Annotated in this window: 8 protein-coding genes and 1 pseudogene; 1 reads left to right on the top strand and 8 read right to left on the bottom strand. The window is 71.7% G+C overall.

Going from position 1 to position 12,084, the window contains the following annotated elements; translation table 11 throughout:
• Window positions 1–124: 124 nt before the first annotated feature.
• The 6 genes from H9L41_RS24215 to H9L41_RS00760 form a co-directional block, all read right to left on the bottom strand.
• Window positions 125–1,528, bottom strand: coding sequence for a glycosyltransferase family A protein (locus H9L41_RS24215; RefSeq protein ID WP_211236847.1), 1,404 nt, complete (start codon window positions 1,526–1,528; stop codon window positions 125–127).
• Between the two features lie 14 nt (window positions 1,529–1,542).
• On the bottom strand, window positions 1,543–2,001 hold the full coding sequence (locus H9L41_RS24210) for an asparagine synthase-related protein (protein ID WP_265584081.1): 459 nt from the start codon (window positions 1,999–2,001) through the stop codon (window positions 1,543–1,545).
• Window positions 2,002–2,051: 50 nt separating this feature from the next.
• Window positions 2,052–3,395, bottom strand: coding sequence for an asparagine synthase (glutamine-hydrolyzing) (gene asnB / locus H9L41_RS00775; RefSeq protein WP_265583905.1), 1,344 nt, complete (start codon window positions 3,393–3,395; stop codon window positions 2,052–2,054).
• 258 nt (window positions 3,396–3,653) lie between these two features.
• A complete protein-coding gene (rfaQ, locus tag H9L41_RS00770) occupies window positions 3,654–4,631 on the bottom strand; it encodes a putative lipopolysaccharide heptosyltransferase III (RefSeq protein WP_265583904.1) in 978 nt (325 codons plus the stop codon).
• Window positions 4,628–6,412 carry a lipid A export permease/ATP-binding protein MsbA gene (gene msbA, locus H9L41_RS00765; RefSeq protein WP_028445677.1) on the bottom strand — a complete coding sequence of 595 codons (1,785 nt, stop codon included), beginning with the start codon at window positions 6,410–6,412 and terminating at the stop codon, window positions 4,628–4,630. Before msbA ends, rfaQ begins: the two co-directional genes overlap by 4 nt.
• A gap of 405 nt (window positions 6,413–6,817) precedes the next feature.
• Entirely contained in the window at window positions 6,818–7,990 is a 1,173-nt protein-coding gene (locus H9L41_RS00760) for an NAD(P)H-dependent flavin oxidoreductase (protein ID WP_028445676.1), read from the bottom strand.
• Window positions 7,991–8,187: 197 nt separating this feature from the next.
• Between H9L41_RS00760 and H9L41_RS00755 the strand changes: the two genes are divergently transcribed.
• The gene (locus H9L41_RS00755) at window positions 8,188–9,201 is read left to right on the top strand and encodes a transporter (RefSeq protein ID WP_028445675.1); all 1,014 of its coding nucleotides are present in this window, start codon (window positions 8,188–8,190) and stop codon (window positions 9,199–9,201) included.
• Between the two features lie 130 nt (window positions 9,202–9,331).
• On the opposite strand, the pseudogene glnT reads toward H9L41_RS00755, so the two are convergent.
• Both glnT and H9L41_RS00745 read right to left on the bottom strand, forming a co-directional pair.
• Window positions 9,332–10,548, bottom strand: a pseudogene (glnT, locus tag H9L41_RS00750) (type III glutamate--ammonia ligase).
• A 317-nt stretch (window positions 10,549–10,865) separates the two neighbouring features.
• A complete protein-coding gene (locus H9L41_RS00745) occupies window positions 10,866–11,867 on the bottom strand; it encodes a DctP family TRAP transporter solute-binding subunit (RefSeq protein ID WP_034607681.1) in 1,002 nt (333 codons plus the stop codon).
• Window positions 11,868–12,084 lie beyond the last annotated feature (217 nt).

Raw genomic sequence — 12,084 nt, 5'->3', positions numbered from 1 at the left:
GGATTCGCGTAGGCATCGTCGCCCCGGCAGGGTAGGTCGGGCTTTATGCCCGACGGCACCGCAGGGCCGGATCGCTGTCGGGCATAAAGCCCGACCTACAAAGGCCGTAACCATGACTTTCCCCCTACCAGCCGCGCGGCATCAGCTGCCGCAGCAGTTGGCGCCATTTCCAGCGCTGATCGGGCCGGCGCGGCCGCTCGACCGTGCGCCAGTCCTCGCGCAGCGTGGTCCAGCTGAAGCCGAGGAAGGACCGGCTGTGGCCGGCGCCGTGGCCGTATTCGTCGAGCTCCTGCCGCTTGCGGCTGTCGACCGGCGTGTTGAACGACAGGTCGCGGCCCAGGCTGTGGTAGGCGCGGCCGCGGTCGATGTCCTGCCGCTCGTAGCACCAGTAGCGCCGCGGCAGGTGGTAGTGCAGCGTGCCCATCGCCTTCTGGTACTTCACGAAGCGGATGTCCTCGGCGCCGTAGTGGCCGGCGAATTCCTCGTCGTAGCCGAAGTGCTCCATGAAGCGCGCGCGCGACAGGAAGAAGATGTTCGGATGGCCCTTCTGCCAGCCGCCCTGCCCGTCCTGGCGCCAGAAGCGGTACAGCCGCTTGCCGCAGGGCCGCCGCGCCAGCAGGCGCTCGAAGGTCTCCTCGGGGAATTCGTGATCGAGGTCGGTCAGCACCACCTTGTCGGCGCGCGCATAGGTGACGCCGAGATTGCGTGCGCCGCCCTGGTTCCAGCGGATGTCGCGGTCGACCTTGAGCCAGGTCAGGTTGAGGCCGAAGTCGGGAATCTCGTATTCGACCGGCGAGCCGTCGTCGACCACCACGAAGTGCACCCGGTCGAGGATGTCGGGCCGCATCCGGGCGTAGCGCGCCAGCATCGCCATCACCGAGTCGGTGCTCTTCTGGTTGCAGTAGAAGTGGGTGACGAAGGCCAGCCCGAGGTGCGAATGGTCGCGCTTGTGGCCGCTGACGCGGTGGTCGCGGTCGGGCGACAGCAGCGACAGGTAGCAGTGCTCCAGCATCAGCGCCGGCCCCTGCTCGCCCAGCTCGGGCTGCGCCAGCAGGTAGGGATTGTCGAGCCGCAGGCCGGGCGCGCCGCCGCGCATGGCGTCGAAGGTGGCGCCGTCGAAGAACAGGTTGATCGCCGTCTGCTTGTTGTGCAGCCGGATCGCGGCGCGGTCCTGCGGCAGCGTCTCGGCGGCGAAGCGGTTGCGCAGCACGAACAGCGGGGTGGCGCTGGCCTGCTTCAGCGCCACCGCCGCACGGTGCTCGGCAGGGCCGCAGGCGTGCACCGCGGCCAGGGGCGCGGCGGCGTGCAATCGGGCCAGCGCGGCCGGCAGTTCGGCCAGGCCGGCCACGGCCGAGAGCTCGACCCAGGCCGGCCGTGCCAGCGCGGCGGCCGGCCCGCCGGCCGCAGCCAGCACGGTGATGCGGCAACGCGCCAGCGCCTCGGCGGCATACAGCGCGGCGAGGAAACGGGCCTGATCGGCGGCGGAGGCGTCGTCGAGCGCCAGGACGGCGATATGCGGTGTGGTCATGGGCAAGCTTCGGTTCAGGCCTCGGCGGCCAGCCGGCGCAGCTGCGCCAGGCTTTCGTCGAGGATCAGCAATTGCAGCAGTTGTTCGGCCAGCGCTTCGTCGCCGGCCTGGTAGGCGGCGGCGAAGGCGTCGACCGCGGCGGCGTCGAGCAGGCCGTCGCTGGCCGCGGCCAGGCGGCCGCCGAGGCCGGCCAGCCTCGGCGCCAGGTCCTGCCGCAGCCAGTCGCGCAGCGGCGGGTTGAAGCCGCGCTTCTTGCGGCCGAACAGGTCCAGCGCCGCCAGTTGCGGCATCGCGCCGGCCAGCATGCGCTTGGCCGGCTCGGTGAAGCGGGCGCCGTCGTCCACCGCGAACAGCTTCTCCAGCCAGACGTGGTCGAGCATCGGCGCGCGCAGCTCCAGGCCGTGCGCCATGGTGCACAGGTCGCCCTTGCGCAGGATGTATTCGGGCAGCGTATTGGCGAAGTCGAGCGCCAGCAGCTGCTTGATCGGCGCGCGCTCGGGCGCGTCGGCCGGCCGCCAGCCGGTCAGCCGGGCCAGCGGCTTGCCCCCTGCAGGAAGCGCCGCTGCGCCGGCGTGAAGCCGGAGAAGCGCAGGCTGTAGCCGTCGAGCCAGCTAATGCCGAGCTCGTCGGCGATCTTGGCCCAGCCGCGGCCGCGCAGGCTGGCGGTGCCCTTCAGCGGCAGCCGCAGGCCGCCGCGCCAGGCGCTGCGCAGGTGCTTGGGATGGCGCTTGTAGCCGGCGAACACCTCGTCGCCGCCGTCGCCGCCGAGCACCACGGTGACGTGCCTGACCGTCTCGCGCGCCAGGAACCAGGTCGGGAAGCTCGACGGATCGGCGAACGGCTCGTCGAGGTCGGCGACGATGCGCTCGAAAGCATCGCCGAGCGTGGTCGGCACCGGCAGCGGATGGTTGGCGAGGCCGAGCGTGGCGGCGATCTCGGCCGCGTCCGCGCTCTCGTCGAAATGGCTGCCGGGGAAGGCCGCGGTGAAGGTGTGCAGTCGGGTATGGCCGCGCGCGGCCAGCATGCTGGCGACGCAGCTCGAATCGATGCCGCCCGACAGGAACACGCCGAGCGGCCGGTCGGCCACCGTGCGCAGCTCGGTGGCGGTGGCCAGCTCGGCCAGCGCCTCGTCCATCGTCGCCGCGCCGCGCGCGATCGGCTGCCAGTAGCGGCGCTTGCGCGGCTGCCAGTCGGCCAGGTCGATCTCGAGGTAGTGGCCGTTCTCGAGCCGGCGGATGCCGGCGAACACGGTGGCCGGCGCCGGCACGTAGCGGTGGGCCAGGTAGGCGTCGAGCGCGGCGGCGTCGAACCGGCGTTCGCCCTGCGGCAGCCAGGGCAGCACGCTGCGCACGGTCGAGCCGAAGGCGATGCCGTCGGGCCTTGCCGCGTACAGCAGGGGCTTCTCGCCCATGCGGTCGCGCACGAGGTAGAGCTTGCCGGTGCCGCGATCGAGCAGGGCGAAGGCGAACATGCCGCGCAGCCGCGCCAGCAGCCCTTCGATGCCCCAGGCCTGGTAGCCGCGCAGGATGAATTCGGTGTCGGAACGGGTATTGAAGCGCACGCCCTGGCGCTTGAGTTCGGCCGCCTGGTCGGCCCAGCCGTAGACCTCGCCGTTGTAGCAGAGCCAGACCTGGCCGGACTCGTCGACCATCGGCTGGTCGGCCTCGGGCCGCGGGTCGATGATGGCCAGTCGCGCATGCAGCAGGGCGCCGAGCGCCGCATCGTGCGGCGCCACCGGCCGGCCGGCGGCGTCCCAGGCGGTCTCGTGCTGGCTGTCCGGACCGCGCCGGCGCAGCGCCACCAGCATGGCCGCGCGCGTGGCGGCGGCGATCGGCCGGGTACCGAAAAAGCCTGCGATGCCGCACATGTCAGTGATCCTTCCCGGAAATCGGCCGGCGGCACCACGTAGGAGCGGCTTTAGCCGCGAATGGTGGACGTGGCACGCTCGACGATTCGCGGCTGAAGCCGCTCCTACGGGGCACTCGTACGGAGGCGCTCATGGACGACGGCCCTCCGTCTCGGCCAGCAATTCGTTCACCGCCGCCAGCACCCGCCCTCGGCAGGAAGGCCAGGCACTCGCTGTAGCCGGAATTGCCGCAGCCCTTCATGCCGCAGGGCAGGCAGGTCAGGTCGGCCGAGACGATGCGCCGCGGCACCCGCCACGGCCCCATTCGTTGAGGTTGGACGGCCCGAACAGCGCCACCACCGGCGTGCCGAGCGCGGCCGCCATGTGCATCGGCACCGAGTCGACGCCGACCATCAGCCGCGCCTGGCCGATGTAGGCGGCCAGCTCGCGCAGGCCCAATTGGCCGACGCGGTCGTGCACCTGCGCCGCGCGCGGACCGAGCAGGGCCAGGATGGCGGCGGCCATGGCGCGCTCGGCCTCGTCGGGCGCGCCGGTCAGCACCACCTTGTGGCCGGCGTCGAGCAGCCGGCCGATCAACGCCGCCACCCGCTCGGCCGGCCAGACCTTGTAGGCCCAGCGCGAACCGGGATGGACCAGGATGTAGCCGCCGGGCTCGATGCCGGCCGCGTGCAGCGCCGCCAGCGTCGCCTCCTCGGCCGCCGTGCCGGGCACCAGTTCGAGCTGCTTGTCCTCTTCGCTGGGGTACAGGCCGAGCGCGCGCAGCGCGTCGAGGTTCTGCTCGACGATATGGCGCTGGTTGAGCCACAGCGGCTGGTACAGATGGGTGAAGCTGCGCTTGAACCAGCGGTTCCACGGCCCGTCGAGGCTGACCGACCAGCGCGGCCCGAGCAGCCGTACCAGCGTCGCGCCGCGGTTGTGTTCGGTCAGGTGCAGCACCAGGTCGTAGTCGCGCGCGCGCAGCGTGCGGAACAGCCCGATCTCGTGCCGCAGCTTGGCGCGGCTGCCGCCGGCGGCGCGGGTCTTCTTGATGGTGTGCAGCTGCGCCAGGTGCGGGTTGTCGGCCAACATCGCGCGCGTCTCGTCGTAGACCAGCGCGTCGATCTCGGCCCACGGCAGCTGGCGCTTGAGGCTGCGCAGCACCGGCGTGACCAGCAGCACGTCGCCGTGGTGGCGCAGCTTGGTCACCAGCACGCGGCGGATCGCGGCCGGCCGGATCTGGCGGGTTTCGATCTTCATGCCGCGGCCGCCCGCTGCTGGCGGTAGAGATTGGCGTAGACGCCGTCGCGGCCGAGCAGCTCGGCGTGGCTGCCGACCTCGGCGACGCGGCCGCCGTGCATGGCGACGATGCGGCTGGCGTTCTCGATGGTGCTGAGCCGGTGCGCGATCACCAGCGTGGTGCGGCCGCGCATCAGCACTTCGAGCGCAGCCTGCACCTGGCGCTCCGATTCGGTGTCGAGCGCGCTGGTGGCCTCGTCCAGGATCAGGATCGGCGCGTCCTTGTAGATCGCCCGCGCGATGGCCAGCCGCTGGCGCTGGCCGCCCGACAGCCGCACGCCGTTCTCGCCGATGACGGTCTGGAAGCCGTCGGCCATCGCCTCGATGAAGTCGTAGGCATGGGCCGCGCGCGCGGCGGCGTGCACCCGGGCCAGGTCGACTTCGCCCGCGCCGTAGGCGATGTTGGCCGCCACCGTGTCGTTGAACAGCACCACTTCCTGGCTCACCAGCGCGATCTGGCGGCGCAGGCTGGCCAGCGTGTAGTCGCGCAGGTCGTGGCCGTCGAGCAGCACGGCGCCCTCGGTCGGGTCGTAGAAGCGCGGCAGCAGCGTCGCCAGGGTGGTCTTGCCGCCGCCCGAGCCGCCGACCAGCGCCACCACCTCGCCCGGCGCGATGGCCAGGTCGACGCCGTCGAGCGCCCAGCGCGGGCCTTCGCCGTAGCGGAAGCGCACGCCGCGGAATTCGAGCGCGCCCTCGGCGCGCGCCACCTCGCGCCGGCCGTGGTCGGGCTCGATCGGCCGGTCGATCAGGCCGAACACCGTCTCGGCGGCGGCCAGGCCGCGCTGCAGCTGCTCGTTCATCTTGGTCAGGTTCTTGATCGGCTGTTGCAGCTGCAGCATCTGCACCATGAAGGTGACGAAGGCGCCGGCGGTCAGCGCCGCCGACTGGCTGCGCAGGCTGGCGAAATAGATGATGGCCGCCAGCACGATGGCGACGATCAGCATCACCGTGCCGGAGTTGAGCGCCGAGGTCGAATCGAGCTTCACCATGGCCTGCCGCACGTGCTTGGCGGCCTGGTCGAACCGCGCCTCCTCGTAGGGCTGGCCGCCGAACACCTTGACGATGCGCTGGCCGCCGAGCGCCTCGTCGAGGATGCGGGTCAGCTCGCCGATGGCGCCCTGGTTGAACAGGCTGAGCCGGCGCATGCGGCGGCTCATCAGCGCGACGCAGACCGCGATGGCCGGGATCACCGCGAAGCAGAACAGGGTGAGCTGCCAGTCGATCGCCAGGAGCGAGCACAGCAGGAACACCACAGTCAGCGCGTCCTTGAACAGCACGGTCAGCACCTGGGTGTTGGCCTGGGTGATCGAGGTGACGTCGAAGGTGACGCGCGACAGCAGCACGCCGGCCGATTCCTGGTCGAAGGTCGCCACCGGCAGCCGCATCAGCCGGCCGAACATCAGCGCGCGCAGGTCGTGCTGGACCTTGGAAGCCAGCCAGGCCGCCGAGTAGGCGTTGACGTAGCTGGCGAGGAAGCGCACGAAGGCGACGCTCAGCAGCGCGACCGGCACGCCCCACAGCGGCCAGCCGCGGGTCGGATCGACCGGCAGCAGCTGGCCGATCAGCGGGAAGTGGCTGGCGGTCTGCGAGAAGTTGAGGTCGATCAGCGGCTGCAGCAGCCAGCCGAAGCTCGCCTCGGTGGCGGCGACCAGCGCCAGCGAGACCATCGAGGCGAGCAGCGGCCATTTGTAGGCCAGGGTATGGCGCAGGATGCGGAAGTAGAGGTCGCGGCTGCTCTGCACGTGGGATCGGGCCGGAAAAACGGAAGCCGGCATTGTACCGCAGCGGCCGCCGCGCCCATCGGCCCGCGCCGCCGGCGGTTCGCAGGCGGGGCTCCAGCGCCTGCCCCGTCTCGCGCCCGACGGCGGTACTTGATCGAGGTCGCTGTCGGGCATGAAGCCCGACCTGCCCACCCGCCGCGGCTCGTGCACCACGCTACTCGGCGATGGCCACGCCTGCAGGTCGGACCTCAGTCCGACAGCGATCTCGATCGGTGCCGCCGCCGGACTGAAGTCCGACCTACCGCCCGTCCCGCAGGAGCGGCTTCAGCCGCGAACGACGGTCGGGACTCGACCGGCCATTCGCGGCCGAAGCCGCTCCTGCATGCGCATCGACATCGAGCGGCAGCGCAGCCTGCTGCGGATCGCTCAGGCCGCCGCGGGCTCCAGCCCGGCCGGCCAGGTGCCGTGCAGCAGATGGTCGATCAGCTCGCGCACCGGCCGGATCGCCGTGCCGAACGGCAAGCGGCCGGCGCCGCGGAAGAACAGGCCGCGGTCGACCTCGCCGCGCAGGGCGGCCGCCAGCTTCAGGTCGATGCAGAACTGGCCGATGCGGCCGATGCCGTCGCGCAGGCCGCACTGGCTCAGGCAGTCCATACGCTGGGTGCAGCGGCGCGGATCGGCCTGGGCGGCGGCCTGCAGCCGGCCCTCGCGGCGCAGGTAGCCGGCCAGCCACGGCGTCGCCACCGCGCGCGCCGGCAGGCCGGCCACGCTGACGAACTCGACCAGGTCCTCCGGCTGCGCGCCGGCCAGCACCTGCTTGAAGGCCGGATGCGCATCGCCTTCCTCGCTGACCGCGAAGGCGGTGCCGAGCTGCACCGCGTCGGCGCCCGAGCCGAGCCAGTGGCGCGCCTTGGCGTGGCTGTCGATGCCGCCGGCCACGATCAGCCTGGGCGCATCGCGGCCCAGGCCCAGCTCGTCGAACAGCGCGCGGCACTCGGCCAGCACGCGGGCGAAGTCGAAACGGCCGTCGCGCAATTCCTCGACGCGGGCGGCGCCGAGGTGGCCGCCGGCGTGGCCCGGATGCTCGATCACCACCGCGTCGGCGCGGCGGCCCTTCTTCAGCCATTTCTTCAGCACGATGCCGACGCCGCGCGCGTCCGACAGGATCGGGATCAGCGCGGTGCGCGGATGCTCGGCGGTCAGCTCGGGCAGGTCCAGCGGCAGGCCGGCGCCCATCACGATGGCGTCGGCGCCGCTGGCGCAGGCCTGCCGCACCAGCGCGGCATGCTCGCGCACCGCCTTCATCACGTTGACCGCGATCAGGCCGCGGCCGCCGGCGCGTTCGCGCGCGGCGCGCACCTCGCGGTCGAGCGCTTCGAGGTTGGCCTGGTCGATCGCGGCGCGGTCGCGGCAGCGATGGGTGCGTTCCATCAGGTCCGGGTGGTGGTGGCGCAGGTCGACCGCGGCCACCGTGCCGACCGCGTTCTCGGCAGCCACCGCGCCGGCCAGCCGGTGGGCCGACACGCCGACCCCCATGCCGCCCTGCACGATCGGCAGGAGCGCGCGCCCGGCCAGTTCCAGCAATGCGTATCCGTTCATGTTCGCCTGTTCTCCTGTGGACCGGCCTTGGCGCGGGCCGGTCGTCTCTTCGCTTGGGAGGAGGCAGGCTATCGGCCGCGCGCGGCGGCCGCCTTGAGGCGGATCAAGCGCGGGCGACGACTGCGGGTAAACCGCCCGTCGCATCGCGGCGTTAGACTGCTGCGTCGCCGTCGACGCCAGACCGAGGCCGGATCGCCATGCAGCCGAACATCGCCCCCGCACAGTACGGCTCGGACCAGGCCGGGCTGATCTGCGGCTACCGCTTCCAGCCGGGCCAGCCCGGCGTCGAGATCGACTCGGCCAGCGCCGCGGCCGGCCTGCAGGCGGCGGCGTTCGACGGCTTCCTGTGGCTGCACTTCAACCTGTCGCACGCGCTGTGCGAGAAATGGATGCGGCACAACCTCGGCGTGCCCGAGGCCTTCTTCGAGGCGCTGCACGAGGGCTCGCGCTCGACCCGCATCGAATACGCCGACGACGCGCTGGTGGCGGTGGTCAACGACGTGCTGTACGACTTCGATTTCGCCGCCTCCGACCTCGCCACGCTGTGGGTGCACGCCGACCGGCGGCTGCTGGTGACGGCACGGGCGCGGCCGCTGCGCAGCGTCGACAAGCTGCGCGCCTCGGTGCGGCGCGGCGAATTGTTCCGCTCGCCGACCGAGCTGCTGGTGCACCTGCTGCGCGACCAGGCCGACGTGCTGGTGCAGATCGTGCGCGAGACCACCGCGCGGGTGGACGGCATCGAGGATCGGCTGCTGTCGCGCCGGCTGCACGGCAACCGCGCCGACCTGGGCGCGCTGCGGCGGGTGCTGGTGCGGCTGCAGCGGCTGCTGGCGCCCGAGCCTGGCGCGCTGTTCCGCCTGCTCAACCGGCCGCCGCGCTGGCTGCACGGCGAGGACGTGCAGGACCTGCGCCAGTCGACCGAGGAATTCGCGGTGGTGCTCGACGACCTCGCCGCGCTGGTCGAGCGCATCAAGCTCCTGCAGGAAGAGATCGCCGCCACGCTGAACGAGCAGACCAACCGCAGCCTGTTCACGCTGACGGTGGTGACGGTGCTGGCGCTGCCGATCAACATCCTGGCCGGCCTCTTCGGCATGAACGTCGGCGGCGTGCCGCTGGCCGACCATCCGCACGGCTTCTGGCTCCTGGTGGCGCTGGTGGCGGGCTTCACCGCGCTGGCGGGGCTGTGGGCGTTCCGCAAGCGGCGGGAGTAACCGGGGCGGCGGGTTCCCGTAGGCGCGGCTTCAGCCGCGAATGATCGACAGCAACACGCTCGGCCATTCGCGGCTGAAGCCGCTCCTACAAAACCGCCCGCTCAGCGGACCGGGGCAAATCTCCGGCCGATCAGAAGAAGTCGGCGTAGCGCTTGCGTTCCCAGTCGCTCACATGGCGCAGGTAGTCGACCCACTCCATCCGCTTGAGCCGGACGAACTCGGCGACGAATTCCTCGCCCAGCGCGGCGGCCAGCACACGATCCGCCTCCAGCGCGTCGACCGCCTCGCCCAGGTGCTGCGGCACGTGGCGGATGCCGGCCTCGTGCAAGCGGCGCGCGTCGTATTCGTACAGGTCGTCGTTGACCGGCTGGCCCGGCTCGAGCGCGCGGTCGATGCCGTCGAGGCCGGCGGCCAGGAGCGCGGCGCTGACCAGGTAGGGATTGGCGCCGGCGTCGGCCAGCCGCCATTCGATGCGGCCGCCGGGCAGCGCGCCAGCACCGTGCGGTTGTCGCCGTAGGCCACGTAGGCCGGCGCCCAGGTGGCGCCCGACAGCGAGTTGCCGACCACCAGCCGCTTGTAGCTGTTCACCGTCGGCGCGCACAGCGCGGTCAGCGCCGGCGCGTGGTGCAGGATGCCGGCCAGGAAGCGGTAGCCGAGCTGGCTCAGCGCATAGCCCTGCGGATCGCTGTCGTCCTCGAACAGGTTGACGCCGGCGGCGTCGGCCATCGAGACGTGGAAGTGCAGGCCGGAGCCGGCGCGGTCGGCGAAGGGCTTGGGCATGAAGCTGCACAAGAGGCCGGCCTCCTCCGCGGCGAAGCTCGCGGCCATCTTGAACCAGGTGTAGCGGTCGGCGCTCTTGAGCGCGTCGGAGTAGGCGTAGTTGATCTCGTACTGGCCGGTCGCGTCCTCGTGGTCGATCTGGTAGACGTCGGCGCCGACCGCGGCCATCGCCTCGGTGACGCGCTCGAGGAAGCGCCGGTTGTCGGGCCGCGCCAACGCCTTGTAGTCGTAGCTGGCCTTGTCGAGCCGGTCGAAGCCGTCGGCCGGCACGTAGTCGCCGTCGGCCTGGCGGCGCAGCAGCACGAACTCGGGCTCGAGGCCGGTGTTGAAGGTCCAGCCGCGCTCGGCCAGCCGCGCCAGCTGGGTCTTGAGCAGCACGCGCGAGCACAGCGGGTGCGGCTGGCCGTGCACGTGGCCGTCGCCGACCAGGCGGGCGTAGCCGGGCAGCCAGGGCACCGGGCACAGCGTGGAGAGATCGGCCCGCGCGTAGTAGTCGCCGCCGTTGCGGGCCAGGCCGGTGCCCCAGATCGCGTAGCCGGAGAAGCCGGCGCCGGTGTGCACCAGCATGTCGAGGTGGCGCGCCGGCACCACCTTGGTCTTGGCGGCGCCGTGGATGTCGACGAACTGCGCCAGCAGGTATTCCACCTCGTGCTGCGCGATCCATTGCCGCGCCGCTTCCAGCGCCTCGTGCTTGTCGTCCCTGACCATCGTGTCCCTCTTTGTATCGTCGTTGGAGTGGGGCGATGCTACCCGGGCGGACGGAGCGGCGGGAAGGGGAAGGGGGAAGGGGAAGGGGGAAGGGGAAGGGCATGCAGCGTGCGCCGTGTCCGCCTGTGCGGCCTACTACTCCCTCCCCGGAGGGAGAGGGTTGTCGCGTCAGTTGCTCAGCGCCGTGAAGCCCCCACCACCCGCTGCACACGCTCGAGCAGCGCCCGATCGACGCTCTCCGCATAGCGCTCGAGCACCGGCCGCATCAATTGGCGCATGCGCTCGCGCTCGGCCAGCGGGATCGGTTGCACCTCGGTCACGCCGGTGGCCGTGATCGCCGCCAGCGCGCGGCGGTTGTCCTCGGCGGCCAGCTTGCGCTGGTAGACCGTGGCCTGGCGCAGCGCCTCGATCAGGCCGCCGCGCAGATCGTTCGGCAGGTCGTCCCAGAAGCGCTTGTTCACCACCACCGCATTGCCCTGCCAGCCATGCCAGGACAACGCCAGGTGGCGCTGGGCCGACTGCATGCGCAGCGCGTCGAAATCGGGCAGGGTGAATTCGGCGCCGTCCAAGAGGCCCTGCTCGAGCGCGCCGAAGGCCTCGTCGGCCGCCATCGGCCGCGGCTGGGCGCCGAGCGCGCGCAGCCTCGCCTCGAGCAGCGGCGCCGGCGCCACCCGCAGCTTGAGGCCGCGGAAATCCTCGGCCCGCTTGAGCGACCGGTTGGCCGAGAAATGCAGGAAGCCCTCGTCCCAGTAGGTCAGCCCGACCAGGCCGTAGTCGTCGAGATCCTCGAACAGCGCGCGGCCGCTCGGGCCGTCGAGCACCCGGTGCACCGCCTGGTCGTCGGGGAACAGGTAGGGCAGGTCGAACAGCTCGAACCGGCGCAACCCCAGCCGCGCCAGCTTGCCCAGCGCCGGCACCAGCATCTGCACCGCGTTCACCTGCAGCGCGCCGAGGTCTTCGCGATCCTTGTACAGCTCGCCGCTGGGGAAGATCCGCACCTCGACCTTGCCCTGGGTATAGCGCGCCGCCAGCTGGCGGAAACGCTCGGCGGCGCGGCCGTTCGGCGTGTCGCGCGCCTCGGCCAGGCTGAAGCGCAGCACCACCGCGTCGGCGCAGGCGAGCGGCGCGGCGAGGCAGAACAGCAGCAGCGGCAGGAGACGGCGGGCGGCGGGCGACATCGGTTCGGACGTAAAATGGCTGGGGCGGCCGGCTGGCGCGCCTTTTTCTTGGTACCTCCTTTTGCCGCCGGCCACCTATCAGGGAAAGCCCCAAGCGATGGACGCGGCGCGGTATCGGCTTCTGTTGATATAAGAGTTCGAACACGCGTCGGCCCCGCAGCCCGACCCCATTTATGCGACGGCCGGCGTACGCGCACCGGCCCGGCCCGACCACGGA

The organism is Chitinimonas koreensis, from assembly GCF_014353015.1.
In the GTDB taxonomy this organism is placed as follows: Bacteria; Pseudomonadota; Gammaproteobacteria; order Burkholderiales; family Chitinimonadaceae; genus Chitinimonas; species Chitinimonas koreensis.
The sequence above is the reverse complement of the archived record's forward strand: the minus strand, read 5'-3'. Positions and strand labels throughout refer to the sequence as shown.